Origin of the sequence: Streptomyces sp. NPDC001594 (genome assembly GCF_042893675.1) — a bacterium.
Taxonomy (GTDB): Bacteria; Actinomycetota; Actinomycetes; order Streptomycetales; family Streptomycetaceae; genus Streptomyces.
Genome location: NZ_JBIAVB010000009.1, coordinates 335,119 through 360,754 on the forward strand (window position 1 = coordinate 335,119; position 25,636 = coordinate 360,754).

General features: G+C 74.1%; 24 protein-coding genes and 2 pseudogenes. 11 read left to right on the top strand and 15 right to left on the bottom strand.

The features are described from left to right. Positions 1–197: 197 nt before the first annotated feature. From ACFY0O_RS20225 to ACFY0O_RS20235, 3 genes are all read left to right on the top strand, one after another. Positions 198–1,007 carry a 4'-phosphopantetheinyl transferase family protein gene (locus ACFY0O_RS20225; RefSeq protein WP_388948174.1) on the top strand — a complete coding sequence of 270 codons (810 nt, stop codon included), beginning with the start codon at positions 198–200 and terminating at the stop codon, positions 1,005–1,007. Positions 1,008–1,089: 82 nt separating this feature from the next. Next, complete coding sequence (locus ACFY0O_RS20230; protein WP_388948176.1) at positions 1,090–1,947, top strand: DUF3626 domain-containing protein; 858 nt, start codon at positions 1,090–1,092, stop codon at positions 1,945–1,947. Positions 1,948–2,122: 175 nt separating this feature from the next. Continuing rightward, positions 2,123–3,544 (top strand): oxygenase MpaB family protein, encoded by a 1,422-nt coding sequence (locus tag ACFY0O_RS20235; protein ID WP_388948178.1) that lies wholly within the window; start codon positions 2,123–2,125, stop codon positions 3,542–3,544. 62 nt (positions 3,545–3,606) lie between these two features. On the opposite strand, the gene ACFY0O_RS20240 is transcribed toward ACFY0O_RS20235, so the two are convergent. The 3 genes from ACFY0O_RS20240 to ACFY0O_RS20250 form a co-directional block, all read right to left on the bottom strand. Beyond that, on the bottom strand, positions 3,607–4,683 hold the full coding sequence (locus ACFY0O_RS20240; RefSeq protein ID WP_388948180.1) for a GNAT family N-acetyltransferase: 1,077 nt from the start codon (positions 4,681–4,683) through the stop codon (positions 3,607–3,609). A 68-nt stretch (positions 4,684–4,751) separates the two neighbouring features. Beyond that, positions 4,752–5,450 carry an SDR family oxidoreductase gene (locus ACFY0O_RS20245; protein WP_388948182.1) on the bottom strand — a complete coding sequence of 233 codons (699 nt, stop codon included), beginning with the start codon at positions 5,448–5,450 and terminating at the stop codon, positions 4,752–4,754. 64 nt (positions 5,451–5,514) lie between these two features. Next, entirely contained in the window at positions 5,515–6,168 is a 654-nt protein-coding gene (locus ACFY0O_RS20250) for a hypothetical protein (protein ID WP_388948184.1), read from the bottom strand. Positions 6,169–6,356: 188 nt separating this feature from the next. On the opposite strand from ACFY0O_RS20250, the gene ACFY0O_RS20255 reads away from it, so the two are divergent. Next, positions 6,357–7,448, top strand: a complete 1,092-nt coding sequence (locus ACFY0O_RS20255; protein WP_388948186.1) for an FAD-dependent oxidoreductase — start codon at positions 6,357–6,359, stop codon at positions 7,446–7,448. Between the two features lie 13 nt (positions 7,449–7,461). Here the strand turns inward: ACFY0O_RS20255 and ACFY0O_RS20260 are convergent, their stop codons facing one another. The 5 genes from ACFY0O_RS20260 to ACFY0O_RS20280 form a co-directional block, all read right to left on the bottom strand. After that, on the bottom strand, positions 7,462–9,174 hold the full coding sequence (locus ACFY0O_RS20260) for a PP2C family protein-serine/threonine phosphatase (RefSeq protein WP_388948187.1): 1,713 nt from the start codon (positions 9,172–9,174) through the stop codon (positions 7,462–7,464). A 75-nt stretch (positions 9,175–9,249) separates the two neighbouring features. Beyond that, positions 9,250–9,723, bottom strand: coding sequence for a MarR family winged helix-turn-helix transcriptional regulator (locus ACFY0O_RS20265; RefSeq protein WP_388948189.1), 474 nt, complete (start codon positions 9,721–9,723; stop codon positions 9,250–9,252). A 186-nt stretch (positions 9,724–9,909) separates the two neighbouring features. Next, positions 9,910–10,344, bottom strand: coding sequence for a hypothetical protein (locus tag ACFY0O_RS20270; RefSeq protein ID WP_388948191.1), 435 nt, complete (start codon positions 10,342–10,344; stop codon positions 9,910–9,912). 121 nt (positions 10,345–10,465) lie between these two features. Then, positions 10,466–10,840: a VOC family protein gene (locus tag ACFY0O_RS20275; RefSeq protein WP_358899297.1), complete on the bottom strand. Its 375-nt coding sequence runs from the start codon at positions 10,838–10,840 to the stop codon at positions 10,466–10,468. A 277-nt stretch (positions 10,841–11,117) separates the two neighbouring features. Then, a complete protein-coding gene (locus ACFY0O_RS20280) occupies positions 11,118–11,807 on the bottom strand; it encodes a FadR/GntR family transcriptional regulator (RefSeq protein WP_388948193.1) in 690 nt (229 codons plus the stop codon). Positions 11,808–12,080: 273 nt separating this feature from the next. Here ACFY0O_RS20280 and ACFY0O_RS20285 point away from each other — a divergent pair. After that, a pseudogene (locus tag ACFY0O_RS20285) lies at positions 12,081–13,777 on the top strand (2-isopropylmalate synthase). A gap of 39 nt (positions 13,778–13,816) precedes the next feature. On the opposite strand, the gene ACFY0O_RS20290 reads toward ACFY0O_RS20285, so the two are convergent. Beyond that, on the bottom strand, positions 13,817–14,461 hold the full coding sequence (locus ACFY0O_RS20290; protein ID WP_388948195.1) for a TetR family transcriptional regulator: 645 nt from the start codon (positions 14,459–14,461) through the stop codon (positions 13,817–13,819). A 112-nt stretch (positions 14,462–14,573) separates the two neighbouring features. On the opposite strand from ACFY0O_RS20290, the gene ACFY0O_RS20295 reads away from it, so the two are divergent. Both ACFY0O_RS20295 and ACFY0O_RS20300 read left to right on the top strand, forming a co-directional pair. Beyond that, entirely contained in the window at positions 14,574–15,767 is a 1,194-nt protein-coding gene (locus tag ACFY0O_RS20295; protein WP_388948197.1) for a cytochrome P450, read from the top strand. Between the two features lie 5 nt (positions 15,768–15,772). Next, positions 15,773–15,991: a ferredoxin gene (locus ACFY0O_RS20300; protein WP_388948199.1), complete on the top strand. Its 219-nt coding sequence runs from the start codon at positions 15,773–15,775 to the stop codon at positions 15,989–15,991. 21 nt (positions 15,992–16,012) lie between these two features. On the opposite strand, the gene ACFY0O_RS20305 is transcribed toward ACFY0O_RS20300, so the two are convergent. Together ACFY0O_RS20305 and ACFY0O_RS20310 are read right to left on the bottom strand one after the other, a co-directional pair. Continuing rightward, complete coding sequence (locus ACFY0O_RS20305) at positions 16,013–16,861, bottom strand: MOSC domain-containing protein (RefSeq protein ID WP_388948200.1); 849 nt, start codon at positions 16,859–16,861, stop codon at positions 16,013–16,015. A gap of 45 nt (positions 16,862–16,906) precedes the next feature. Further along, positions 16,907–17,101 (bottom strand): hypothetical protein, encoded by a 195-nt coding sequence (locus ACFY0O_RS20310; RefSeq protein ID WP_388948202.1) that lies wholly within the window; start codon positions 17,099–17,101, stop codon positions 16,907–16,909. Positions 17,102–17,261: 160 nt separating this feature from the next. Between ACFY0O_RS20310 and ACFY0O_RS20315 the strand changes: the two genes are divergently transcribed. Both ACFY0O_RS20315 and ACFY0O_RS20320 read left to right on the top strand, forming a co-directional pair. Next, positions 17,262–18,560 carry a M48 family metalloprotease gene (locus ACFY0O_RS20315; RefSeq protein ID WP_388948203.1) on the top strand — a complete coding sequence of 433 codons (1,299 nt, stop codon included), beginning with the start codon at positions 17,262–17,264 and terminating at the stop codon, positions 18,558–18,560. A gap of 479 nt (positions 18,561–19,039) precedes the next feature. Continuing rightward, positions 19,040–20,944 (top strand): M1 family aminopeptidase, encoded by a 1,905-nt coding sequence (locus tag ACFY0O_RS20320; RefSeq protein ID WP_388948206.1) that lies wholly within the window; start codon positions 19,040–19,042, stop codon positions 20,942–20,944. A 65-nt stretch (positions 20,945–21,009) separates the two neighbouring features. On the opposite strand, the gene ACFY0O_RS20325 is transcribed toward ACFY0O_RS20320, so the two are convergent. Beyond that, positions 21,010–22,608, bottom strand: a complete 1,599-nt coding sequence (locus ACFY0O_RS20325; RefSeq protein ID WP_388948209.1) for an AMP-binding protein — start codon at positions 22,606–22,608, stop codon at positions 21,010–21,012. A 185-nt stretch (positions 22,609–22,793) separates the two neighbouring features. Between ACFY0O_RS20325 and ACFY0O_RS20330 the strand changes: the two genes are divergently transcribed. Next, positions 22,794–23,477, top strand: coding sequence for a GNAT family N-acetyltransferase (locus ACFY0O_RS20330; RefSeq protein WP_388948212.1), 684 nt, complete (start codon positions 22,794–22,796; stop codon positions 23,475–23,477). 23 nt (positions 23,478–23,500) lie between these two features. Here the strand turns inward: ACFY0O_RS20330 and ACFY0O_RS20335 are convergent, their stop codons facing one another. Beyond that, entirely contained in the window at positions 23,501–23,734 is a 234-nt protein-coding gene (locus tag ACFY0O_RS20335) for a hypothetical protein (protein WP_388948215.1), read from the bottom strand. Between the two features lie 392 nt (positions 23,735–24,126). Between ACFY0O_RS20335 and ACFY0O_RS20340 the strand changes: the two genes are divergently transcribed. Then, positions 24,127–24,789, top strand: a complete 663-nt coding sequence (locus ACFY0O_RS20340) for a deoxynucleoside kinase (RefSeq protein WP_388948217.1) — start codon at positions 24,127–24,129, stop codon at positions 24,787–24,789. Positions 24,790–24,824: 35 nt separating this feature from the next. Here the strand turns inward: ACFY0O_RS20340 and ACFY0O_RS20345 are convergent, their stop codons facing one another. Continuing rightward, on the bottom strand, positions 24,825–25,373 hold the full coding sequence (locus tag ACFY0O_RS20345; RefSeq protein ID WP_358899298.1) for a dihydrofolate reductase family protein: 549 nt from the start codon (positions 25,371–25,373) through the stop codon (positions 24,825–24,827). 172 nt (positions 25,374–25,545) lie between these two features. Next, positions 25,546–25,636, bottom strand: a pseudogene (locus ACFY0O_RS20350) (lytic transglycosylase domain-containing protein); the annotation flags it as partial.

A 25,636-nucleotide genomic window follows, 5' to 3' on the forward strand; every position in this document is an offset into this window, starting at 1 on the left:
GAGCCTCCCGGCCCGGGGTGAACCGCACGCATTTCGGCCTTTCCGCGAAGCCGAATTCCGCAATTCCCATGGAACGACGGGCTCCGCACGGAACGCCGGCTTCACGCGCAGCCGGTATCCGGCCATCGATTCCCGTTCTCCCGGCTGGGTTATCGTGCCGGGACAGCTTGTTGGCCGCCGACCCGCCGGAGTGTTGCGTGCTGTCCCACCTGGAGCTGTCCTGCCCTCCGCCGGGCTGGCCGCCCGTCCCCTGGCCGGGGCCGCGTCCCCGGCCGGCCGGGGACGCGCCGGACCTGTGGCTGTTCCACGTCCCGGACTCCGCCCTGCGTTCCGTGGTCCTCGACCGGTCCCCGCTGGACGCCCGGGAACGCGCCCGGGTCGCCGCCTTCGTGTACCCCCTGCACCGGGACCGCTACGTGGCCGCGCACCTCGCGCTGCGCCGGGTGCTGTGCGCCTACGAGGGCGTCGCGCCGGGCGAGTTGACGTTCGTGCGCCGCTCCTGCCCCTGCTGCGGCGGACCGCACGGCCGCCCGGCCCTGGCGGGCGTCGGCGCTCCGCACTTCTCCCTGTCCCACACGGGCGACCTGGTGCTGATCGCGGTGGCCGGCCGCCCGGTGGGCGTGGACGTGGAGGCGCTGCCGGACCCGCAGCGGGCGGCCAGCGTGGGCGAGGCCCTGCACCCGGCCGAGCGGCGGGCGGTCCACGCCGCCCAACCGGCCCTGCGGCCAGCCGTGTTCGCCCGGCTGTGGGCTCGCAAGGAGGCCTACCTCAAGGGGCTCGGCACGGGGGTGGGCCGCAGCCCGGACCTGGACTACCTCGGCGATCCCGGCGTCGGGGCCCCCGCCCGGCCGTCGGGCTGGACGGTCCGGGACGTGCCGGTGGGCCCGGACCACGCGGCGGCGGTGGCCCTGGAGCAGCCGGCGGACGCCGCCCCCGAGGTCACCGTCCGCACGTACTACCTCGGGGCCCTGGACGCCACGACCGCCGAGGCCCTGACCACCGCCTGAGAGCGGAATCCCGGGCCCGGGGCGCGGGGCTCCGGGGAAATCCCGCGTGCGCCGGATGATCACACGGGGCGACACTGGGCGGATGGACCACACAGCCTCCCAGCGGACGCCCCGGGAACGGGCCCTCCGGCACGTCACGGAACTGGCGTCGGGCCCTCCCGTCGACCCCGCGCTGCGCGTGACCCTCAACTTCCACCCGGACCGGCCGCTCCGGGGCACGGCGATCCTGGACGCGCTGGCCGAGGACGGCGTGTACCGCTCCCAGTTCGTCACGGGGACCGGCAACGGCGGACTGACCGCCCACCCCGGCGGTGACCGGTGGCGCTGGGAGAGCCGGATCTTCGCCGGGGCGTACGACGACGCGGCCGCGCACGAGCGGCCCGTGTACGGCGCGCTGAACTTCCGCCACAAGCCGGTCGGCGGGGCACCGCGCTTCGGCTCCGCGCACTTCCGGCTGGCGGCCGGCACGCTGGAGCGGACCACGTTCTGCTACCCGGACAGCTTCCTCGAACCTTCGCACTTCGGCGTAGCGGCCCGCATGGGTCTGCTCGAACTCGCCCTCGCCGACGACCAGGACGCCCTGGACGACTACGTCGAGGCCCAGGTGCACGGCCCCGTCCGCCTGGACCGGCACGTGGAGGCCCTGGTCCTGGACCCCTGCTTCCGGGGGACGCCGGTCGAGGCCGCGGCCCAGCGCCTGGGCTGCCCGGTGGAATGGCACGCGGGGTTCCGGCTCACGGTCGGGGAACTGCGGCGCCATCCCGGCTACCGCGGGCAGGAGTTCGTCGACCTGGGGGCGGAGATCGCGCAGGACGGCGTGCTCGATCCGCGGATCGTGGGAGAGGCCGCCGGGAGCGACCGTTTCGACCCCCAGGCCGTCAAGCGGGTCTGGCACTACCTGGCACGCTTCGGCTCCCCGGGAACGCCGGAACGCCCCTGACTCCGCCGCCCCGCACGCACGCCGGGCGACGCGGGACCTCCGGGGCGGGGGCGGGCGGGCGTTCGGGGGAACGCCCGTGAGGATGGACGCCGGGGTCCGGGTCGGCCGAACGGGCGGCGGGGGCGTTGTAGGGGTGTTGTGGCTCCCGCGCCGAAAGGAAACTTCAGTGCCCCCTGTGAGTCCTGTGACCCCCGTGCCCTCCGTGCCCCCTGCGGCCTTACCCGCCGCCGAGACCCTCCTGAAGCGGACCCTCGGCGAGCGCCGCATCGCGCTCGTGGCCTGGCGGTTGCTCGTGCTGCAGATCGCCCATCCCGTCGTCGCCGCGGGCATGGACCGGTACTCCACCTACCGCGCCCACCCCTGGCGGCGGATCGAGCACACCATGGAGAGCGGCAGCCGGCTGTTCTTCGCCGGGCCCGAGGAACGGCGCCTGGAGGTGGCCCGCCTCCAGCGGACGCACCGGCGCATCCAGGGCACGGACGCGGCCGGGCGGGCGTACAGCGCGCAGGACCCCGAGGTCCGCGGCTGGGTGATGGTGACCCTGTACGAGTCCATGACCGCCATGCGCGAGCTGTCCGGGCATCCGCTTACGCCCGCCGAACTCGACGTGCTGTACGCGGAGTTCCTGGACGTGTGTGCCGCCCTCGGGATTACGCGGGAGGTGCTCCCGGGCAGCGCGGCCGAGGTCCCGGCGTACGTGGAGCGGACCGTCCGGGAGGTCCTGGAGGACGGACCCGAGGTCCGGCACATGCTCCACGGGCTGCTCCGCGAAGCCCCCGTCCCGCGCCGACTGGGCCGGCTGGCGCCCGCCTGGCCGCTGCTGCGGGTGGTGATCGCCCGGGCGGTGACCACCCTCACGGTCAGTGATCTGCCGCCGGCCTGGCACGAGAGGTTCGGGACCTCCCGCGGGCCTGCGGGCGCCGCGCTGTCGTGGACGCTGCACCACGGGCTGCGCCACGCCATGGCCCTGGCCCCCGACCGGGTGCGCTACCGCCGCCGGTCGGTGAGCGGCGCCCCCGCGCCGGCGCGTCGGTCGGTGCCGCGGGCGCGCAGCGGCGTGGACGCGCGGCCGGCCCGGCTGGAGGCGTTCTTCCGCCGGGTGCTGGACCAGACCGGCAACGGCCGGGTCGACTCCGCCGACCTGCAGGCCATGGTGCACACCATGTGCTGGCGGCTCGAACTGCCCGCCGAGCGGGAGGACGAGGTGTACGCCGCCTTCGAGGACTGGTGGGCCCGGCTCCGGGAGGCGGCCGACTCCGACGGTGACGGGGGCGTGGAGTGCGGGGAGTTCGTCTCCGCGATGCTGGCCGGGGTGGACCGTGACCCGGCGTACCTGGAGAAGGGCCTCGTACCGGCGGTGCGGGCGCTGTTCCGGGCCGCCGACCGCGACGGCAGCGGCTACCTGGGGGCGGACGAGTACCGGCTGCTGTTCGGGGGGCCGCGGGTGCACCCGGCCGAACTGAACGACGGTTTCCGGGAACTGGACGCCGACGGGGACGGACGGGTCGAGGAGGCGGAGTTCGTGGCCGCGTTCTGCGACTTCTTCACCGCCCGCACCGACACCACCGCCGGAACGGGACTCCTCGGCCGAGCCTGAAGCCCGACCCCCGACGGGGCGCCGGACCCCGGCCGGGAACCGGGGCCCCGGGCCGGCGGCGGTCAGGCTCGGGGTGCCGGCAGGGTGTAGCGGGCGCAGCCGTCGTCGTCGGAGGAAGCGGTGCGTTCGAAGCCCGCGCGGCCGACCACGCCGTGTGACGGGGCGTTGTCCGGGTCGACCGAGGCGTGCAGCGTGGTCACGCCGGGCTGGCCGAAGGCCCAGGACGCGAGCCCGCGCAGCGCCTCGGTGGCGTAGCCGTTGCCGCGGGCCGACGGTACGAGGTCGTAGCCGACCTCGGCGTTCCCGTCGGCGTCGGGGGCGCCGTGGAATCCGATGCCGCCGATCCCCCGCCGGTCGTCCTTGCGCACGATGACGTACGGGCCCCACCCCGGCCGGTAGGTCCCCTGCTCCCTGGCCTTGACCACCATCCCGGAGGCGGCCCGAGTGCCCTCGCCGGGGCCGTCGGCCGCCCAGGCGAAGCCGCCGGTGCCGCCCGCGTGCAGATCGGCGGCGACCTGCGGGGAGATCTCGCAGAGGACGACGCGCTCCGTCTCGACGGGGTCGGAGTACCAGCGCCAGACGGTGCGGCGCGGCAGGTCGCCGAGCGGGGCCCGGCCGGTCACCCACAGCAGGACCTCCCAGGGGGTGCCGGCGGTGCGCGGCGCCTGCGGGAAGAGGCGGTCGAGCACCTGCTCGCACAGGGCGGCGTCGGGCTCCCAGCCGTGCGTGCCGAGGGCGACCAGGATGTCGTGGGTGTGCAGCAGGGTCTCCACGACGCCCATGGCCGCGAAGCGGTCCCCGTCCGCCATCCCGTACGGGTGCCAGGCCCGGTCCCCGGGCCGGGCGACGGCCACGACGGCCGACAGCAGGCCTCCGGTGGCCTCGATGACCTCGATCAGGCCCTCGTTGGTGGTGCCAGGGTCCGCGCTGATCTCGAACGGGACGTACCCGCCCTTGGCCCGCCCGGTGAGCTGGGCCGCGTACGCGGTGAAGTCGCCCGCTATGTGCACGGCGGTGTCGTAGCAGCTCCAGTCGAGCCCGGCGGCGGGGGCGGACCAGTCGAGGTGTGCCACCTTCCGGAGCGCCTCGGCGGTGAGGGACACGGCCCGGTCGACGGCGTGGGGGGTCATGATCGTCATGGTCGAACCCTAGGGTCACCGCGTCCGCCGGGCCACCGGATATCCCGCGCTCCTCCGGGAGCCCGGCCTCAGCCGACCTGTCCCGTCGGCCGCACCGTGATGTGGTTGACGTCCACGCCGGGGGGCTGGTTGACGGCGAACACGATGGTGTCCGCGATCTGTTCGGCGGTCATCGTGGCGGCTGCGTCGGGGGTGCCGCCGCGGGCGTGCCAGAAGGGGGTGTCGACGACGCCGGGCGCGACGACGGTCACGCCGACCCCGTCCTGGCCGACCAGGAGGCGGGTGTTCTCGGCGAGGGCGTGGGCGGCCCACTTGGTGACGGAGTAGAGGTTGCCGGGGGTGTGGCGGACCCCGGCGACCGAGCCGATGATCACGATGCGGCCCTTGGCGGCCCTCAGGTGGGGCAGGGTCTCCTGGATCAGCAGGGCGGGGCCCAGGACGTTGGTGAGGACCATGGCGCGCATGTCCTCGGGGGCGTGGGTCTCCAGGTTGCCGGGCAGGGAGAAACCGGCGTTGGCGATGACGTTGTCCAGCCGTCCCCAGGTGTCCAGCACGTGGCGGACGGCGGCGGCGACGTCCTCCGCTTCGGCGGCGTCGCCGGTGATCGTCAGCAGTCGGCCACCCGCCCCCGCCGTGGTGGCGAAGGCGGCCAGCTTGGCCGCGTCGCGCCCGGTGACGGCCACGCGGTGGCCCTCCTTGAGCAGCGCGCGGGCGGTGGCGGCGCCGATTCCGGTCGAGCCACCGGTGATCAGCGTGACGGGTTCCACGGGACGGCCTCCTCGGCGACGAGATCATCGGGGCGAAGCGCCTGCACCCTACCCGGCGATCTTCCTATGAACGCCGGGCCCCTGCCTGGGCGCGGGCGGTCAGGCCGGAGCGTTCCAGGGCGCGGAGCACGGCCCGCCGGTCCTCCGCGGGCTGCTCCTCCCCCGCGTCGAGCGCCGCTTCGACCGCCGTGGCGGTGAGGCGGCCGGCCTCCGCCGCGGCCAGGAGCTCCTCCGCCGTCCGCCGGGGCAGGCCGAGCAGGTCCAGCGCCTCCTCGCGCACCGCGAAGCGGCTCATCCCGCAGTCCAGGCCGTCGTCCCGGAGCCGGTCGGGGTAGGGGGCGCGGGCCCAGGAGCCGTTCTCGTACCAGTAGACGCAGCCCAGTTCCATGCCCGTCAGGAGGTCCCGCAGCCGCTCGAAGGGCAGCCAGTCCGGCGCCTGCGCCAGCATGTCGATCGAGGGGGCGTGCCACTTGACGCCGCTCGACTCGTCCTCGCCGTACAGGACGTAGCGCCCCTGTCCCCTCGGCGCGAGGGTCCACCAGGTGCAGCCGCAGTCGTCGAGGTGCAGGCCCGCTGCGTCGATCCAGATCCCGGTGCGGTGGACCCCCAGCGTCTCCGCCTCCGCGGTGGCCTCCATGACGGCGGCCAACGCCCAGCGGGCCCACAGCAGTTCGGCCGCCGGAAGGTCCTCGGGCCTGCCCGGCCTCGCGATCGCCATACCGTCTCGCTCCTTCGTCCCTCGTACGGTGTCTCCCCCTTGATGGTAGGAGGGGGCACCGACAGCCCGCCCTGTCGGCATGTCGCCGGTGCCGTCGGTCCGCTGTCGGGGACACGTCGGTGGCGCACGACACCTTTGCCGCAGAGACGGCCGGCCCCGCCAACGGGGCCCCTCCCCAAGGAGCCATCATGCGCGCACCCGTCACGGTCATCGGCGCCGGACTCGGCGGACTCGCCCTCGCCCGCGTCCTGCACCTCCACGAAGTCCCGGTCACGGTCTACGAGGCCGAGCCCTCCCCGTCCGCGCGCCCCCAGGGCGGACTGCTCGACATCCACGACTACAACGGGCAGCTCGCCCTCGAAGCCGCCGGTCTCATGGACGAGTTCCACGCCATCGTCCTCGAAGGCCGCCAGGCGATGCGGGTCCTCGAACCGGACGGCACCGTCGTGTTCGACCGGCCCGACGATGGCACGGGCGGGCGCCCCGAGGTGGAGCGCGGGGCGTTGCGGCAGGTGCTGCTCGACTCCCTCCCGGCCGGCACCGTCCGCTGGGGCCACAAGGTGCGGGAGGTCCGCCCCCTCGGCGGCGGCCGCCACGAGGTGACGTTCGCCCACGGCGGCGGCCTGGTCACCAGCCTGCTGGTCGGCGCGGACGGCGCCTGGTCGCGGGTACGGCCGCTGCTCACCCCCGCCGAACCCCGTTACACCGGCACCTCGGTCGTCGAGACCTACCTCTTCGAGGCAGGCACCCGCCACCCCGCCACGGCGAAGGCCGTCGGCGGCGGGTCGACGATCGTCCCGGAGCGGGACGGCAGGGCGATCTTCACGCACCGGGAGAGCGGTGACACCCTGCACGCCTACGTGGGGCTGACGGAGCCGCAGGAGTGGTTCGCCGCCGTCGACTTCACCGACGCCGCCGCGGCCACCGCGCGGATCGCGCGGGAGTTCGCCGGGTGGGCGCCCGAACTCACGGCGCTCATCACCGACAGCGACACCCCGCCGCTCCTGCGGCCCCTCCACGCCCTGCCGGACGGGCTCCGCTGGGACCGGGTGCCCGGGGTGACCCTGCTCGGCGACGCCGCCCACCTCGCGGCCCCGAACGGCGAGGGCGCCAACCTCGCGCTGCTCGACGGCGCCGAACTCGGCCGGGCCCTGGCCACGCACCCCAACGGCATCGAGGCCGCGCTCGCCGCGTACGAACAGGCCATGTTCCGGCGCGGCCACGGGACCGCCGCGTCCTGGGACACCGCGGGCCACGGCCCGGGCCACGGGGAGCGGTGAACCCCGGCCGCCGTCAGAGGGCCTGCACCACCACCAGGCAGGTGTCGTCCTCCAGCTGGTCGGCGGCGTAGTGGGCGACCACCGCGTCCAGGGTCTGCCGGGCGTCACCGCCGGCGGAGTCCGCGAGGTGGCCGCGCAGGGCGTCGATGCTGTCGTCGAGGTCTTCGCCGCGCCGCTCGACCAGCCCGTCGGTGTAGAGGAGCAGGAGGTCGCCCGGTTCCAGCACCGCCTCGGCCGTCTCGTACGCCTCCCCCGGGAGCAGGCCGAGCAGCGGTCCCCGGTGGCCGGTGCCGAGGGCGGTGGCGGTGCCCTCGTGCAGCAGGAGGGGCGCCGGGTGTCCGGCGCAGGCCCACACCAGGCGCCGGTCGCCGTGGAGGTGTCCGATGACGGCGGTGGCGGTCTGCGCGGAGGCGTCGGCGCACACGAGTTCGTTGAGCCAGGTCGTCAGCTGCCCGGCGTCGCTGCCCGGGGTGTGGGCCAGACCGGCCAGGGCGTGCCGCTGCTGCGCCATGCGCGCGACCGCCGGCAGCCCGTGCCCGGACGCGTCTCCGATGGCCAGCAGGATGCGGCCGTCGGGCAGGGCGCGGCACTTGTACCAGTCGCCGCCGACGGCCGCCTCCTCCTCCACCGGCAGGTAGGCGGCGGCGATCGCGTAGCCGAGCCGGGCGATCTCCGAGGAGTGCGTCGGCAGCAGCGCCTCGCGCAGCGCGGCGGCGATCCGGTGTTCGGCGGCGGCCTCGTCGCGCAGCCGCTCGCTCTGGCGGCGGGTGGCGGCGAGCCGTTGTCTGCCCCGGACGACCGGGGTCAGGTCGCGGGCGATCAGGTGCAGGGCCCACGGCATGCCGTCGGTGGAGATGACGGGCCGGCCGATGACGTGGAGGGAGCGGACGTCTCCGTACACGCTGAAGCGGATGTCCGAGCCGGGGGGCTCCTCCCCGTCGAACAGGGCCCGCAGGAGGCGCGCCCAGCGGGGCACGTCGTCGAGCAGCACCGCGTCGCAGAGGTCGAGCAGGCCCAGGGGGCGGCCCGGCGCGGTCCGGAAGATGGTGCTCAGCCCCTCGGACCAGGTGGTCTCGCCGGAGAGGAGGTCGAAGTGGGCCCAGCCCATGGAGGCGATGTACTGGGCCTCCAGCGACATCAGTTCGGCCGGGTTCTGGGCCGGCCGCCAGGTGGCGAGGACCTGGCCGGAGCAGGACGCCGCGTCGTAGAGGAGTTTGGTGCGGTGCAGGCCGTCCGGCCGGCGCTCGGTGTAGTCCACGGGGAAGCCCCGTAGCGCGCGGCCGGTGTGCAGGACCTCCTTGAGGTTCTCCAGGAGTCCGGTGCCGTCCACACCGGGGCGGACCTCGCGCAGGCGTTTTCCCACCTGCCGGTCGGGGGCGTCGAGCCAGGCGGCGGACCGGATGTGGTTGCCGGCCCGGATCACGAAGTCCTCGGTCCGGCCGTGCTCGTCGGCGACGGGGGCCAGCAGGGCCGCGGAGACCGGGATGGCCGGGAGGGTCGCGCAGACGCAGGCCCAGGGATCGTGGTCCGTGGCGCCGTCCGCACACGCGTGGCCGCGGTCGGGGCTGCCCCCGCAGGGGCAGGCGACCGGGTCATCGGACCCGCTCGGGCCCGCCGCGTCCGGCCGGACGCCCGCCGAGCGGCCGGCGGCGGCGCGCAGCAGGGCCACCTCCCGGGTGATGAGCTGCTTGAGGGCCTCGGGGTCACGGGGAACGGCCGGGCTCATGGTCATCTCCCTCCGCCGCGGAAACGGCGCTCATGATCGGCGCCTGCCCTCTGCGGGCCGGTTCAGTCGTGGCGGCTACCGCCGGCGGGGGGTTTGCTCGGCCAGCACCGAGGTGGCGCGTTCCAGGAGGGCGCAGAGGGCGGCGTGCTCTTCGGGGGCGAAGGCGGCGGTGAGGGCGCGTTCCAGCACGATGACCTCCTGGTAGGCGCGATCCAGCACGGTGCGGCCCGTTCCGGTCAGCGAGGTGAGGAGGACCTTGGCGTGGACGGGTGAGGGTGTCCGGGCAATGAGGTCCTTCCTGTGCAGGCCGGTCAGGACCGTGGCCATGGTCTGCTGGGTGACGCCGCAGGCCCGGGCGAGCTGGGCCCCGGACAGGTCCGTCTCCGCGGAGAGCGCGAGCAGCACGGTGTACTGGGTCATGGTGAGGCCGTGGCCGCGCAGGACGGCTTCGTGGTGCGCCATCAGGGCCTGTTCGGCGCGCCGGATGCGGCCGCACAGGTGGTCCTGGGCCGGGGCCGCGGCCCCGGGGTCGGCCGTCGGATCGCTCATCGGCCCCTCAACCCCTCACCATGTATCAGCTCCCTTGGTCGGCTCAGGTCGCTGATATCCCTACGGTCGGCACATCGCCTGTATCAGGATACTGATTCGCCTGAGGGAGCAGAGGCATGAACGGCTGTCGTCCTGCGCGTCGCGCCGCAGCCGGGGTGAGGCGGTCCGGCGGCCGGACCTCCTGCCTCAGCGCCGGACGGTGACACAGGGCTGGCCCGGCTGCAGGGTTCCGCCCTCGTAGAAGTAGCCGCAGATCCGGACCCCGTCGGCGAGCGTCCACTGGACCGTCACGTCCACGTAGGCCCGGCCGTAGACGCAGCCGTTGTGGTAGCTCCCCCAGTAGTACGTGTCGGACTTGCCGGGGTACTTGGCGACCAGGGCGGCCCGGTAGTTGCAGATGCCGTCGGGCTTGGTGCGCACGACGTTGCCCTTGTTGACGCGCAGGCCCGACCCGTCCACGTTGACGCAGACGTAGCCGGGCCCGGTGGAGGCGGTGCAGCCGCCCGCCGAGGCCGCCGCCTGGGGGGCCGTGGCGAGCGAGAAGGCGAGGGCGGCGGTGGCCCCGGCCGTGGCCGCGAGGAGTCGGCGGGCGGTGCGGCGTCCGGTGCGGGACTGTTCCATGACTGGCTCCCCTGCTGTCGGAAGGGGCACAGTCGAACACGGGCCCCAGGGGGCGCGGGAAGGCGTGCGGTACGGGCGCGCCGAGGCCGCCCGCGCGCCCTCGCCCCCTCCCCCGGCGGGCTCAGTGCAGGCAGAGGCAGAACGGATGGCCCGCGGGGTCCGCGTACACCCGCCAGTTGGCGTCCGGGCGCAACCGGTCGGTCCGTTCCAGCACGGTCGCCCCGAGCGCGAGCGCCCGGCGCTCCTCCGCTTCGAGGTCGTCGACGTCGAAGTCGAGGTGCAGCTGTTGCGGGCGCTCCTGTCCGGGCCATGCGGGCGGCTGGTACCCGTCGACGCGCTGGCAGGCCAGGGGCGTGCCCTCGAACCCGTGTACCTCGAACCAGTCGGGATCGTCCGGGTCCGCGACCACGCGGCCGCCGAGCAGTGCGGCGTAGAACTCGGCGAGGCGCACCGGATCGGCACAGTCCAGCGCGACCGCCTGCAGCTTTCGGATCATCTCCGCCATCCGTTCCTCGACCGCGGTCATCATGCCCCGTACGGAGCCGGTCGTACCCCCGGCTACGCCCCGCATGCCCCCGAAGGCCCATCGCCGCGATGGCGGGGGGATGGGCCCGTGTGCGACGGGGCCTGAGGCGCAGGCGGGGCGCGGCTCGGCCGCCACGCGCCGGGCCAGCTCGGCGAAGCCGGCGCGCACGGGCTGGCGTACGTTCCGCGCCGCGCCTGACGGACCGGGCCGGCGGCGGCGTCCGAGGTCAGGGTCCAGGCGGCCGGCCTCAAGCCGCGCGGAGCCGGGCGAGGGTCTGTTCGAGCTCCTCGCGCAGGACCTCGCCGGCGGCCCCGGCGTCCGACGCGGCGATGGCCTCCACGAGGGCGGCGTGTCCGGGGTCGCCGTGGTTGGGGTCGTCGGCGCGCAGGCCCAGCAGGTCGACGAGGTCGACCAGGCCCTGGCGCAGGGCCGGGACGAACTCGGCGAACAGGCTCGTGAGGACGGGGTTGCCGGCCGCCGCCACGACCGCCGCGTGCAGGGCGATGTCCGCGTCGACGAACTCCGCCGTGCTCCCGGCCGCGGCCCGGCGGCGGCCCTCCAGGGCCGCGCGGAGCTGGGCGAGGTCCTCGTCCGTGCGGCGTCCGGCTGCCAGTCGGGCGGCCTCCACCTCGATCAACATCCGGACCTCGTAGACGTCGGCGACGGCCGACCGGCGCAGCCGGGTGGGCCAGTCCTCGGCCGGCTCGGCGGCGATCACGAACACGCCCGCCCCCTGCCGGGCCTGCACCAGGCCGGCCCCCGCCAGGGCGCGCAGGGCCTCGCGCACCGTGGAGCGGCCCACCCCGAGGGCCTTGGCCAGGGCCGTCTCGGCGGGCAGCTTCGTGCCGACCGGCCAGTGGCCGGCGGTGATCTGCTCGCGCAGGTGCTGCGCGGCCTGTTCCACGAGCGGGCTGGGGCGCAGGGCGCTGAGGGACATGGAGCAGGCCACCAATCAGGTTGTCTGAGGAGCTGAGGTGTGACTAGTGTAGCGATCATGATGCTGCGCGGTCTCCTCCTCGGCTGCCGCTGCGGGGCCCGAACCTGACCGGCTCCCCGCAGCGGGGCTCGGTCGTGCCGGTCAACCAGGTAGACCGAAGGAAGTTCACCAGCCGTGGAATCCCCGCGACACACCCCGTTCCCCACGCTGCGCACCCCCGCCGGCCCCGTTCCCGACGGCGCCCCGGCGTGGAACCCGCAGCGCCCGAGCGCCATGCCGCACACCCGCTACCAGTCCGCCCACGAGCGCGTCCCCCTGCCCCTGCGGGACCGGACCTGGCCGTCCCGGCAGCTCACCCGGGCCCCCCTGTGGGTACCCGTCGACCTGCGGGACGGCAACCAGGCCCTGGCCGAACCGATGGACATCACCCGCAAGCGCCGGATGTTCGACCTGCTGTGCGCCATGGGGTTCAAGGAGATCGAGGTCGCTACCCGTCGGCCAGCCGGACCGACTTCGACTTCGTACGCCACCTCGCGCGGAGCGGCGCGGTCCCGGACGACGTGACGGTCTCGGTGTTCACCGCGGCCCGCCGCGACCTGATCGACCGGACCCTGGCCTCCGTCGAGGGGCTGCCCCGTACCCTCGTCCACCTGTACACCGCCACCGCGCCCACCTGGCGGGACGTCGTCCTCGGCCGCAGCCGGCAGGAGGTGCACGCGCTCATCCGCGAGGCCGCCACCCATCTGATGCGCCGCGCGGAGGAGCGGCCGGGCGCCGCCATCCGGTTCGAGTTCTCCCCCGAGGTCTTCAACCTGACCGAGCCGGACTTCGTCCTGGAGGTCTGCAACGGGCTGACCGAGCTGTGGGAGGCGAGCCCCGACCGGCCGGTGGTGCACAACCTGCCGGCGACCGTGGAGATCGCGACGCCCAACGTGTACGCCGACCAGATCGAGTACATGGACCGCCACCTGGCCCGGCGCGACGACGTCATCCTCTCCGTGCACCCGCACAACGACCGCGGCACCGGCGTCGCCTGCGCCGAACTGGCCGTCCTGGCCGGGGCGCAGCGGGTGGAGGGCTGCCTCTTCGGCAACGGCGAACGCACCGGCAACGTCGACCTGGTCACCCTGGCCCTGAACCTCTACGCCCAGGGCGTGGACCCGATGGTCGACTTCTCCGACATCGACGCCGTGCGCGCGGTGGTCGAGGACTGCACCCGCCTGCCCGTGCACCCGCGGCACCCCTACGGCGGCGCCCTCGTCCACACCGCCTTCTCCGGCACCCACCAGGACGCCATCTCCAAGGGCCTGGCCCACCACGCCGCGCGCGCCCACGACCTGGGGGTACCGGCCGCCCTGGCACCGTGGGCGGTGCCGTACCTGCCCGTGGACCCGGCCGACCTCGGCCGTACCTACGAGGAGGTGATCCGCGTCAACTCGCAGTCCGGCAAGGGCGGAATCGCCCATCTGCTGCGGACGCACCACGGGGTCGACCTGCCGAAGGCGCTGCGTCCGGACTTCTCCGGCACGGTGCAGCGGGTCACGGACGCGGGCGGGCACGAGCTCACGCACGAGGACCTGTGGGAGCTCTTCCACCGCACCTACATCGCCCCCGCCCAGGACGGCCCCCTCACCCTCGCCGCCTGGCAGACCCGGCAGACGGCGCCGGGCGTGCACGAGTTCACCTGCACCCTGGTGACCGGCGCGGGCGGGCGGGAGCTGAGGGGCGAGGGCAACGAGCCGCTCTCGGCGTTCGCCCAGGCCCTGGGCGCCGAGGGGATCACCGTCGACATCCTCGACTGGTCCGAGCACTCCACCACCACCGGCCCCGGCAGTCCCGCCGTCGCCTACGCGCACTGCCGGGTGGACGGCGCCGACCGCTGGGGCGCGGGCTGGGACACCTCGCTCCTCACGGCGTCGGTCCACGCCGTCCTCGCGGCCGTCAACCGCGCACGGCGGCCCGGCGCCTGACGCGCCCGGCGGGCCGTCCCGCCCGGCGGCCGGCCGGGGTCAGCCGGCCGCGCCGCGGGGCCGCCGAGGAGCCGAGTCCGCCGGGCCGGTGTCGGCTTCCCCGTCCGGCGGCAGGGTCCAGAAGCGGTCCAGGGTGGAGAGCACGAGCCGGCACACCGTCTCCGGGTCGGCGCTGGCGAGGGGTTCGCGGGCGGCGACCGTCCGCATCAGGCCGATGCCCAGCAGCCAGGCCATGGCCAGATCGGCGCGCAGGGCGCCGTCCTCGGAGGGGGCGAGGCCGGCGAGTACCTTCCGGTACGCGCCGCCCAGCTCGCGCAGGGTGCCCGTCGCCTCGTCCCCCCGGCCGACGGACCTCAGGTACACCTCCAGGGAGCGGTCGGCTCCCGGGGCACTGCGCGTGAGCATCGAACGCAGGGCGGTCTCGAAGAGGTCCTCCGGCGCGGTCGCGTGCAGCTGCTCCAGGCTCCCCCGGGCCACGACCTCGGTCAACAGCCCTTGTTTGGAACCGAAGTAGCGGAAGAGGAGGGCCTGGTTGGCGCCGGCCCGCTCGGCGATCGCCCTGACCGTGGTGCGCTCGTAGCCCCGCTCGGCGAACAGCTCGCCGGCGGCTTCGAGCAGCCGCAGCCGGGTCGCCGCGGCGTTGCGGGGGCGCTCCGCGGGCTGCGGTCGGGGGGATTCGTCCACGCTGTCGGTCCTCTCGGAAGGTCCGTCAGGATAACGGCCACAAAGCGTCGTTGACCGTGCCGATGGCCGGTCCTAGGTTGTAAGCAGCTGCTTACACCTCACGGAGGCCGAAGTGACGACCAGCGGCACCACCCCCGTCGCCTATCCCTTCAACACCGCCGAGGGACTCTCGCTCGCCGAGGAGTACGAGCGCGTCCGCGACCGGCCGGGCCTGTTACGCGTGCGGATGCCGTACGGGGAGACCGCGTGGCTGGTCACCCGTTACGCGGACGCCCGTCTCGTGCTCGGCGACGCGCGCTTCAGCCGGGCGGCGGCCGCCGCGCACGACGAGCCCCGCCAGTCCGAGGGCCGTACCGACAGCGGCATCCTGGGCATGGACCCGCCCGACCACACCCGGCTGCGGTCGCTGGTGGCCAAGGCGTTCACCGTCCGGCAGGTCGAGAAGCTCCGTCCGCAGGTGCGGGCGCTGACCGCGGGCCTGCTCGACGAGCTGGAGGCGGCGGGGCCGCCGGCCGACCTCGTCGACCTGTTCGCGCTGCCCGTCCCGGTGGCGGTGATCTGCCGGCTGCTGGGCGTACCGGTCGAGGACCGGCCGCGGTTCCGGGTGTGGAGCGACGCGGCGCTGTCGACCAGTTCCCTCACGGCCGAGGAGTTCGAGGCCAACCAGGAGGAGCTGCGGGCCTACATGGCGGGGCTCATCGAGCTGCACCGTAGCGACCCGCGGGACGACCTGATGACGGCGCTCATCGAGGCCCGGGACGCGGACGGCGACCGACTCTCCGAGCTGGAGCTGATCGACCTGTGCGTGGCGGTCCTCGTGGCCGGGCACGAGACCACGGCCTCCCAGATCCCCAACTTCGTCCTCACCCTGCTCGACCACCCGGACCAGCTCGCGCTGCTGCGCGGCGACCCCGGCCTGATCGCCCAGGCGGTGGAGGAGCTGCTGCGGTTCGTCCCGCTGGGCAGCGGGGCGGGCCAGGCCCGTTACGCCACCGAGGACGTGGAGGTCGGCGGCACCCTGGTCAGGGCCGGGGAGCCGCTGCTCGTCGCGACCGGCGCGGCCAACCGCGACGCGCTGCGCTTCACCGCTCCCGGGGTCCTCGACATCCGCCGCCCGGCCAACCAGCACCTCGGTTTCGGCCACGGCGTGCACCACTGCCTGGGCGCCCCGCTGGCCCGTATGGAACTCCAGGAGGCCCTGGGGGCGCTGCTGACGCGCTTCCCGGGGCTGAAGCTGATGGGGGACGTCACGTGGAAGACCGAGATGCTGGTGCGCGGGCCGCGCGTCATGCCGGTGGGGTGGTGAGCGGGATGGCGTGGACCGTCCGGGTCGACGCCGGGCTGTGCCTGGGGTCGGGGATCTGCGCGGGCACGGCGCCCGAGGTGTTCGTGCTGGAGGACGACCGCGCCCGGCCGCGCTCGGAGCGGGTCGCGGCGCGCGAACGGGTCCTGGAGGCCGCCGACATGTGCCCGGCGCAGGCCATCACGGTGCACGACGGCACGGCCGTGATCGCCCCCCGCCCCGACTGACCGGCGACACCGCGCGGGCCGTCAGGGGCGGACCGGGTGGACGGCCACCGCGTCCCCCGTGCGGACGGTCCCCGGCTCCAGCACCTCCAGGTACACGCCGACGCAGGACAGCCGGCCCAGGTCGAGCACCGGCACGCGGTGCTCGCGGGCCACGGCGCGCATGATGCCCGCGTCGGGCGGCAGGGCGCCGTGGCCCAGGTTGGGGACCACGCAGCGCGGTGTGGGCACGACGACCCGGAACAGGGCCGGGCCGATCCGGAGCGTGCAGCCCTGCCAGGAGTCCTCGGGGAACCCGGGGCGGCCCGGTAGGTCGACCACCAGGTTGGGCCGGAACCGCAGGGGGTCGAAGTCCCCCGCCGGGTGGCTGCGCCGGAGGCCGCGCAGGCTGTTGGTGGTGACGAGGTGGACCCGGCCGAAGTCGAAGAAGGTTCCGGCGGCCACCCGTCCCGCGGTGATCGTCGCCCCGGTCGGGTCCACGGACGCCCTCGACCGCAGGACCTCGGGGAGCCCGCCCTCGTAGTCCGGAACCGCCCGCTCCAGGAGCCCCTGTTCCGGCGGCTCGCCCGACAGGGCCACCCGGCGCCCCAGCAGGGCCGACAGCCGGGCGTCCAGTTCCGCGTCCCCGGCCGCCAGCACCGCGCCGCCGGGCAGCTCCACCCGGGCCGCCCCCGGTCCGGCCGCCCGGCTCCGGCAGTCCAGCAGCCCGCCCCACTTGCGCGGGTGCTTCGCACTGGCGACGGCGCCCGTCTCGTCCAGCACCGCGAACGTCCGGTCGCCGGCCAGCCCTTCCTCCGTGATCCGGACACCGGTCAGCGCTTCGCCGAGCATGGACTTCACCGGATACCGGCGCAACGCCACCACAGTTCCCATGGACCGATTTTCCGTTCGCCCCCGGAACGGCCCCCGACGGCCCGGTCAGGTCAGCGGGCGCACGGTGGTGCAGCCGATCAGGACGTCGCCCAAGTGGGCCACCTCCATGCGGTTGCGCCCGGCCCGGTCGAGGACGTCGTCCCGCGACAGCGGGTCGGCGGGGATGATCAGGTTGTGGACGTACTGCCAATCGCCGATCGAGGCGTCGTCGTTCACCGGCTGGATGCGAAGGTCGGTCATGGGGGTCAGCCAACCGAGGGGCGCCCTGCCGCGTCAACCGTGATCGCCGTACGGAGACCGCAGGTCAGGGCCCGTGGGGACCGGGATCCGGGGTGGGGGGCGGCGTCGGCTACCCTGCCGTAGCCGCGCGGCCGGGGAGGTCGCGCGGGGGGAGGGGAGCATGGAGCACGACCTGGCCGTACGGCCGTCCGAGGGGCAGCTGTGTCCCGCTTGCGCGCAGCCGCTCGCCGCCGCCGACGAGCGGTTCGCGCGCTGGTGCGCCGGCTGCGACTGGAACGTGGACCCCGCTCCCCCGGACGCCGAGCCCGGCCGGCTCGCCGCCGTCCGGCGGCGCCTGGCCCGGCGGCACGGCGAGGAGCTCGCGGCGGCCATGTCCGGCGGAGGGGCGGGCCGGCCCCGGCGCGACGCCGCCGCGCTGCTCGCCCTCGGGATCGCCCTGCTGGTGCACGGCATCACGCTGCTCCTGGCGGTGGCCGGGCTGCTGCTGATCGTGCTCGGGTGGGCGACGGTGGTCCAGCCGGTCGCCGGGGCGGTGCTGCTCGTGGTGGCGTTCGTCCTGCGGCCCCGGATGTACGGGATCCCGCAGCGCGGGCCCGTGCTGTACCGGGCCGACGCGCCGAGGCTGTTCGAGCTGATCGACGAGGTGGCCGCCGTGGCCGGCACCGCCGGAGTGCACGCCGTGGTGGTCGACGGCGACGTCAACGCCGCGGTGACGGCGTACGGATGGCGCCAGCGCCGCGTGCTGCTTCTGGGACTCGGGCTGTGGGAGGTCCTCACACCGCGGGAACGGGTCGCCCTGCTGGGCCACGAGCTCGGCCACTTCGCCCACGGTGACGTCCGGCACGGGGTGCTCATCCGGCAGGCGCTGCGCTCCCTGGCCCTGTGGGTGGAGACGCTGGCCCCCAGCCACGCGCACACCGTCTGGGACACGCTGTTCAACGTCCTGGCCTACCTGCCCCGCTGCGCGGCGTACGGGCTGCTGGTCCTCCTCGACCACCTGACGCTGCGCGCCACGCAGCGCTCCGAGTACGAGGCCGACCTGAGCGCGGCGCGGGCCGGTTCGACCGCCGGCGCGGTGGGCCTGATGGAACGGCTCCTCGTCGCCGACTCCGTCCACACGCTGCTGCGCCGTGAGTCGGTGACCGCCCAGATGACGGGCGGGGCGGCCGGGCGCAAGGCCCGGGAGGCGGCCGAGCAGGGGCTGTGGGAGCGGGTCGCGGCCCACGTGTCGTCCATCCCGGCCTACGAGTACGAGCGGCTGCGCCGGGTTTCCGCACGGCGCGGCCACGGCGTGGACGACACCCACCCGCCCACCCACCTGCGCCTGGAGTGCCTGGCGCGCACCGAGCCGCAGCCGGCCCAGGTCGCCTGCCCCGAGGAGCGCTCGGCGGCGATCGCCGCGGAACTCGCCCCCGCCCGTACGGCGGTGGCCCGGCACGTCGTCAGCACGGCGCGGTAACGGAGCGCGGGAGCCTGCGGGGCGTTCCGGACGCGCCACCATGGCCGGACCGTCCGCGGGCGGGCGTCGGCGGCCGGGCGTCGGCCGGTGGGCGTCGGCGGCCCGGCATCGGCCGGTGGGCGTCGACGGGCCGGCGGCGGAAGGACCCGGTAGGCCGTCCCGGGCGGATTGCGGGAGCGCGGGGCTGCGGAGCGGCGGATCTGGCGTCGGTGGCGGCCGGGGTCCCGTAGCCTCCCGGCAGGGCCGGGCGGTGCGGCCCCCGGGCCGGCGGGGAGGAACGCTTTACCTGTTGGTGGATGGCATGTTCCGGTCAACACTGGGAGGCTGCGTAGCGCCGTTCCCCGCACCAGGGGACCGGCGCGTCTCACCAACGGCGCCCGCGCGAGCGGGCCGCCCCCGCGGTCTCCCGCCGGCTCACCCGGCCGGGCGGGGCGACCACCGAGCCGGCCGGGATCCCGGCCGCCGAGAAGGAGTTACGCGTGAGAGCCACCCCCCACAAGGCCTTCGCCGCCACCGTGAGTGCCGTCGCCGCGCTGGCCGCGGCCGCTCTGCTCCCCGCCGCGCCGGCCGCCGCCGCCTCGGCACGCGACGCCGCGCCGCGGACCGCCGCCCCGGCACACGCCGCCCCCGCGCGGCGGGCCGCCGCCTGCACCCCGACCCAGGTGGTCGCCAACGGCGGCTTCGAGAGCGGCACTTCGCCCTGGAGCCAGTCGCAGACCGGGCTGATCACCAACCGCACGGGGCAGAGCGCCCACTCCGGCGCCTGGTTCGCCTGGCTGAACGGCGTCGGCAGCACGCACACCGACACCCTCTCCCAGACCGTCGCCGTCCCGGCGGGATGCAGCACCGCCACCCTCACCTTCTGGCTGCACGTCGACACCGCCGAGCGGACCACGTCCGTCAAGTACGACACCCTGACCGCGAAGATCGGCAGCACGACGCTCGCGACGTACTCGAACCTCGACAAGAACACCGGGTACGTGCAGAAGTCCTTCGACGTCTCCGCCTTCGCCGGGCAGACCGTGACGGTCGCGTTCACCGGCTCGGAGGACTCCAGCCTCCAGACCAGCTTCGTCGTCGACGACATCGCCCTCGACACCTCCGGCGGCACGGTCCCGCCGACGGACTCCACCCGCACCCCGGCCGCGCCCTCGTACACCGTGAACCTCAGCAGCGACACGAGCGGCTTCGTGTGGACCGGCCATGAGACCGCCTCGTTCACCAACGCCTCCGCCACCCCGCTGAGCGAGGTGTACCTGCGGCTCTGGGACAACTACCACGGCACCTGCCAGGCCATGCCGATCGCCGTCACCAACGTCACCGGCGGCACGGCCGGTGCGCTCTCGGTCGCCTGCACCGCCCTGAAGGTCACCCTGCCGGCCCCGCTCAACCAGGGCCAGAGCGCCACGATCGGCTTCGACCTGTCGATCACCGTGCCCAGCGGCGCGGACCGGTTCGGCCACGACGGGGCGTTCAGCAACATCGGCAACGCCCTGCCGGTGCTCGCGGTCCGGGACGGCGCGGGCTGGCACCTGGACCCGTACACCAACAACGGCGAGTCGTTCTACTCCCTGGCCTCCGACTTCGACGTGACCCTCGACCACCCGAGCAGCCTGCTGGTCCCGGCCACCGGCACCTCGGCCGACACCCCCGGCACGAGCGGTCGTACGGTCACCCGGGCGACCGCCGCCAAGGTGCGCGACTTCGCCTGGGGCGCCGGCCCGTTCAGCAAGATCTCGGGGACCTCGGCCGCGGGCACGCCGATCAACATCTACTCCGTGTCCGGGATCAGCGCGAGCGACGCCCAGTCGATGCTGAGCACCGCCAAGAGCGCGGTCGACGCGCACGCGGCGCGGTTCGGCGCCTACCCGTACGGCGAGCTGGACGCGGTCATCGACAACAACTACTGGTTCGGGGGCATGGAGTACCCCGGCTTCGTCCTCGACCTGGTGAGCACCACGGCGCTGACCCACGAGATCGGCCACCAGTGGTTCTACGGCATCGTCGGCGACGACGAGTACACGAGCCCCTGGCTGGACGAGGCGTTCACCGACTACGCCACCGACCTGGCGCAGAACAAGACGGGCACGAACTGCTGGAACAGCGTCTCGTGGGCGTCCTCGGCCGAGAAGATCACCAACTCGATGGCCTACTGGGACGCCAACTCCTCGCGGTACTCGACCGTCGTCTACGGGTACGGCAAGTGCGCCCTGCACGACCTGCGGCGCCAGCTCGGCGACAGCGTGATGGCCAAGCTGCTCAAGGACTACGCCGCCTCCCACTGGTACGGCGTCTCCACCACGGCCGAGTTCAAGGCGGCCGCCCAGGCGGTGTCGCCGACTGACCTGACCTCCTTCTGGACCCAGCACCGCATCGACGGCTGACGCCGCGGGCACGGTCCGCCCGGGGGCGCGGGTACGCCCCGGGCGGGCCGGTGCCCCCCCGGCGGTCAGGCGGAATCGACCAGCTCGGCGGCCCGGCCGCGGAGCAGCTTCTTGTCCGGCTTTCCCGCGTCGGTCAGGGGCAGTTCGTCGACGAAGTCGATGCTCGCGGGCTCGTACATGGCGCCCTTGCGCTCGCGCACCAGGGCGCGCAGCTCCTCCTCCCCGACGTCGCCGCCCGGGGTGCGGACGACGACCGCGTGCACCCGTTCCATCCGGTTGGCGTCGGGGACCCCGAGGACCGCGCTCTGCAGGACCTGGGGATGGGAGTTCAGCACGTCCTCCAGTTCCACGGTGTACACGTGGCCGCCCACCACCACGATCATGTCCTTGATCCGGTCCACGATCGTGACGTAGCCGTCCTGGTCCACGAACCCGATGTCGCCGGTGTGCAGCCAGCCGTCCCGCAGTACCTCCGCGGTGAGTTCGGGCTGCTTCCAGTAGCCCTTCATCACGTGCGGGGAGCGGACGCAGATCTCTCCGTGCTCGCCGGCGGGCAGGGGGCGGCCCGCGGGATCGCGGACGACGACCTCGACGCCGTCCATGACCTTCCCGGCGGTGCGCAGCAGTTCGGGGCGCAGCGGATCGTGGTCCTCGGGGGAGAGCATGCTGATGCCGCCCGCTTCGTTCTGGCCGTAGAACTGGTTCAGCACGGGGCCGAAGCGGCGGACCGCCGCGGCGAGGCGGGCCGGGGAGGAGGCGCAGCCGCCGTAGGTGAGCACGCGCAGGCTGGAGGTGTCGGTGCGGTCCACGTCGGGGTGGTCCGTCAACTGGTAGAGGAGCGGCGGCAGCAGGAAGGTGTGCGTGATCCGCTCGCGCTCGATGGCGGCCAGCACGGCGCCGGGTTCGAACCCGTCCAGCAGGACCACCGTGCCGCCGCGGTGCAGCGTGCTGTCCGCCATGAAGCCGGCCGCATGCGCGAGGGTGGTGCACACCAGGGCCCTGACCCTCCCCTGCTCCGACCAGTCGGGGCCGATCGACACCCACTGCTCGAAGGTGGTGCAGATGGCCTTGGGGTGGCCCGTGGTGCCTCCGGTGTGGCGGATCGTGCAGACGTCCTGGGGACGCGCGGCGCCCCGCAAGGCCTCGGCGGACTCCCCGGCGGCCAGCTCCAGCAGGTCGGCGCCCAGGCCGGCGCCCAGGAGGGGGCCCGATCCGGTGCCCTCTGCGGAGCCCTCTCCGGGGCCCTCTCCGGGGCCGAGGAACAGTACCCGTTCCAGCGGCACCCGGCGCGCCAGGTCGGCGGCGCGTTCGGCGTAGGCGGGATCGACCAGCAGCACCCGGGTCTCGACGTCCCGGAGGATGTGGGCGTGCACTTCGGCCGAAAGACCGGCGTAGAGGTGGTTCACGGCGCAGCCGAGCAGCCCGGCCGCGTAGCGGGCCGCGATCGTCTCGGGGAGGTTGCCGGAGAGGAGGGTGACCGTCTGGCCCCGCTCCACCCCCTGGGAGCGCAGGGCGCGTGCCATGGCGTGGACGAGGCCGCGCAGTTCACCGGCGCTCAGGCGCCGGTCGTGGTGCACGAGCGCCTCGCGGTCCGGTTCCTTCCCCAGGGCGTCGAGGATCTCTTCCACGTGGCTGTGGAAGCGTCCGGTGGTGTCGTCGTCCATACCCGTCCCTATTGGTTGACTTGAGCAACTAGTGGGAGGTTAACGGCCGATGATCCACAAGCCCAAGCCGGACGCTCATATCCGGCCACTCGGCCGCGCGCCGGACCCGGCCGGGCGGGGAGCACGGGCGCCCACCGGGTGGTCGGGGCACGTCCTCGACTGGTGGATCATGCTCTAATCACCTGATGGCACAGATCGAATCAGAGCTGATACGGCGCTGGCTGAACGGCTGGACCGCCGCCCGTTCCCTGCCCGCGGCCGAGCCGGTCGATCCCGCCGGGGACGGCCTGCGGTCCGAGTGCGGCCAACCCGGCCGCGAGGTCGAGGTGTTCGCGCTCCGTGCGGACGAGGAGCCCGAGTCCTTGGCACGGCTGGCGGCAGCCGTCGCCGCCGCGCGGCAGATCACCTGGCTCACGGTTCCCACGCTGCGCCCGGGCACCGTCGAAGCCGTCGTCCACACCGCCGGACTGGAGTTGCTCCACCGGTCCGAGTGGTTCATGACGACCGATCTGGCCGAGCGCCCGCAGCACGCGCCCGCCGCGCCGTACGAGCGCGAGGTGCGTACGGAGGGACCCGTCACGGTCGTCTCCCTCCACGACTCCTCCGGAGAGGTGGCTGCGCGTGGCACCATCGCCGTGGTCGGCACCGATGCGGTCGCCGATCGCATCGAGACGGACGCGGCACACCGGCGACGCGGCCTGGGCCGCGCCATGATGAGCGCTCTTGCCGAAGCCGCCGTGGCCCAGGGCGCCCGGACCGGACTTCTCATCGCCAGCGAGGAAGGCCAGCGCCTCTACTCCTCCCTCGGCTGGCGCCACGAAGCCGACGTCCTGATCGCCCGGGGGCCGGTGGCTCCCTCCAGCCGGTAGGACCGGCCCGCACCGGCCTCGATCTACGAAGGGGGCCGCGCCGGTGCCGGGCGGCGGAACGCGAGCAGCCCCACCGCGATCTTCACCCCGGTGGAGATCGTCAGGGCCTGTAGGAACGGCATGCCCATCAGCCACAGGGCCACCATCATGACCGTGAGGACCAGGAACGCCGGCAGCAGACGGGTGCCCGTGAGCACCGCCTTCAGAGGTCCGACGGTCGGGGCCCCGCTGAGCCCCTGCTCCTCGGCTTGAGACATCGGCGGCCGTCCTTCCCTCGCGCTCTCGCCCCCGCCAACGAGCCTCGTGCGCGCCGCGACCGCCTGCCACCGCTGCCGCCCGCCCGCGCCGCCATCCGGGGTACGGGTTCACCTCACCGGGCAGCATCCGCCCTGGCGGGCGGGGGGCGAACCATGATTTATGCTTCTGAGCGGCCACGGGGCGGTGGCCGTCGCTGTTTGCGGCGACTGCGGAACGGTCGGTCCGGCCGGTCGAGGGGGCGGCCCGCGTCGCGGCCTCGGTCCGGACGGGGACCACAAAGCTGATCATGAAGATCCTGGGGAATCGAGTGGCCGCCGGCAGGCGTCTCGGTGGTGTGGGGCGCCCAGCCCGCCCGCCCCGCGAAAAGAAGATCCCCAGGGAGAAGTGAGGTATGCCAGTGATCTGCGTCGGAGGCATGATCGGGATCGGCAAGACGACCGTGGCCGAGCTGATCGCCAAGGAGCTCGGCAGCGAGGTCTTCTACGAGAGCGTCGAGGACAACCCGATCCTGCCGCTGTTCTACACGGCGAGCCCCGACGAGATCCAGGCGAAGCGGTACCCCTTCCTGCTCCAGCTCTACTTCCTCCAGACGCGGTTCGCCGCGATCAAGGAGGCGTACAAGCAGGGCGACAACGTCCTCGACCGGTCCATCTACGAGGACTGGTACTTCGCCAAGGTCAACCACGACCTGGGCCGCATCAGCTCCCTCGAGATGCAGGTGTACGAGGGGCTGCTCGACGAGATGATGCGCGAGATCGACGGCCTGCCGTACCGCAAGGCCCCGGACCTCATGGTCTACCTCAAGGCGGACTTCGAGACGGTGCTGCACCGCATCGGGCTGCGGGGCCGTGACTTCGAGCAGGACGAGGGCCTGGTGGAGTACTACCGGACGCTGTGGTCGGGGTACGACGACTGGGTGCACAAGCACTACTCGGCCAGCCGGGTCCTCGTGATCGACATGAACCACACGGACGTGGTGAACAACCCCGAGGACGCGGCCCGCGTGGCCCAGGAGGTCAAGGAAGCCCTGGCGACGGGCGCGACGACCGCCTGAGGCCCTGCCGCCCCGTCCCTCGCGGCCCGTTGGGGTCAGGGCGTGTGGCCGCGGGCGCGCTCGTAGCGTTCGTAGACCACGCGGGAGCCGAACGTGCGGGTCTCGAGCAGGTTCAGCCGGATGTCCTCGTGGACCGGCGGCAGGAAGGGCGTCCCGCCGCCGACGACGACCGGGCAGCGGAACATGCGCAGTTCGTCGACGAGGCCGAGCCCGATCGCCTCCGCCGCCAGGCCGGCGCCGCCGATCCCGATGTCCTTGCCGGTCGTCTCGCGCGCCGCCGCGGCCTCCTCGGCCACCGTCAGCATGGCGAGCCGGGCGTTGCCCCGGACCCCGGCGAGCGTGCGGCTGAAGACGGTCTTCGGGAGGGCGCACCAGACGTCGGCGAACGCGTTCCTGAGTTCGTCCTCGCGCAGCGACGGGTCCGTCTCCCAGGGGAGCATGCACTCGTAGAGCCTGCGGCCGCACAGGAAACCGCCGAGCTCGCGCGTCTGCTCCAGGTGCACGGCGAACTGCTCGTCGTCGGGGACCGACCAGTCGAACGCGCCCTGGCGGTCGGTGACGAACCCGTCCACCGAGACGCTCATGGAGTAGACCAGCACGGCTTCACCGCCTTCGCAGGGGGGTGCGGCAGTGCCCCGGCCGCAGGACGAGGCAATCACGAAGCCGGCCGCCGGCGCACCCGGACACACCGAAAGGCCCGGCCGGGAAGTCCCGCCGGGCGTTCGATGCGACTGGCCTGCGCGCCGGAGCGGCGGCTTAGTACCAGTGGTTGGCCTGCCAGAAGTTCCAGGCGCCGACGGGGCTGCCGTAGCGCTCGTTCATGTAGTCCAGGCCCCACTTGATCTGG

What these genes read in the sequence shown, in the direction of transcription:
- ACFY0O_RS20230 (WP_388948176.1), top strand. Translation starts at nt 1,090, where the DNA reads ATGGACCACACAGCCTCCCAGCGGACGCCCCGGGAACGGGCCCTCCGG.
- ACFY0O_RS20240 (WP_388948180.1), bottom strand. Translation starts at nt 4,683, where the DNA reads ATGACGATCATGACCCCCCACGCCGTCGACCGGGCCGTGTCCCTCACC.
- ACFY0O_RS20250 (WP_388948184.1), bottom strand. Translation starts at nt 6,168, where the DNA reads ATGGCGATCGCGAGGCCGGGCAGGCCCGAGGACCTTCCGGCGGCCGAA.
- ACFY0O_RS20255 (WP_388948186.1), top strand. Translation starts at nt 6,357, where the DNA reads ATGCGCGCACCCGTCACGGTCATCGGCGCCGGACTCGGCGGACTCGCC.
- ACFY0O_RS20260 (WP_388948187.1), bottom strand. Translation starts at nt 9,174, where the DNA reads ATGAGCCCGGCCGTTCCCCGTGACCCCGAGGCCCTCAAGCAGCTCATC.
- ACFY0O_RS20265 (WP_388948189.1), bottom strand. Translation starts at nt 9,723, where the DNA reads ATGAGCGATCCGACGGCCGACCCCGGGGCCGCGGCCCCGGCCCAGGAC.
- ACFY0O_RS20270 (WP_388948191.1), bottom strand. Translation starts at nt 10,344, where the DNA reads ATGGAACAGTCCCGCACCGGACGCCGCACCGCCCGCCGACTCCTCGCG.
- ACFY0O_RS20275 (WP_358899297.1), bottom strand. Translation starts at nt 10,840, where the DNA reads ATGATCCGAAAGCTGCAGGCGGTCGCGCTGGACTGTGCCGATCCGGTG.
- ACFY0O_RS20280 (WP_388948193.1), bottom strand. Translation starts at nt 11,807, where the DNA reads ATGTCCCTCAGCGCCCTGCGCCCCAGCCCGCTCGTGGAACAGGCCGCG.
- ACFY0O_RS20300 (WP_388948199.1), top strand. Translation starts at nt 15,773, where the DNA reads ATGGCGTGGACCGTCCGGGTCGACGCCGGGCTGTGCCTGGGGTCGGGG.
- ACFY0O_RS20305 (WP_388948200.1), bottom strand. Translation starts at nt 16,861, where the DNA reads ATGGGAACTGTGGTGGCGTTGCGCCGGTATCCGGTGAAGTCCATGCTC.
- ACFY0O_RS20310 (WP_388948202.1), bottom strand. Translation starts at nt 17,101, where the DNA reads ATGACCGACCTTCGCATCCAGCCGGTGAACGACGACGCCTCGATCGGC.
- ACFY0O_RS20315 (WP_388948203.1), top strand. Translation starts at nt 17,262, where the DNA reads ATGGAGCACGACCTGGCCGTACGGCCGTCCGAGGGGCAGCTGTGTCCC.
- ACFY0O_RS20325 (WP_388948209.1), bottom strand. Translation starts at nt 22,608, where the DNA reads ATGGACGACGACACCACCGGACGCTTCCACAGCCACGTGGAAGAGATC.
- ACFY0O_RS20330 (WP_388948212.1), top strand. Translation starts at nt 22,794, where the DNA reads ATGGCACAGATCGAATCAGAGCTGATACGGCGCTGGCTGAACGGCTGG.
- ACFY0O_RS20335 (WP_388948215.1), bottom strand. Translation starts at nt 23,734, where the DNA reads ATGTCTCAAGCCGAGGAGCAGGGGCTCAGCGGGGCCCCGACCGTCGGA.
- ACFY0O_RS20340 (WP_388948217.1), top strand. Translation starts at nt 24,127, where the DNA reads ATGCCAGTGATCTGCGTCGGAGGCATGATCGGGATCGGCAAGACGACC.
- ACFY0O_RS20345 (WP_358899298.1), bottom strand. Translation starts at nt 25,373, where the DNA reads ATGAGCGTCTCGGTGGACGGGTTCGTCACCGACCGCCAGGGCGCGTTC.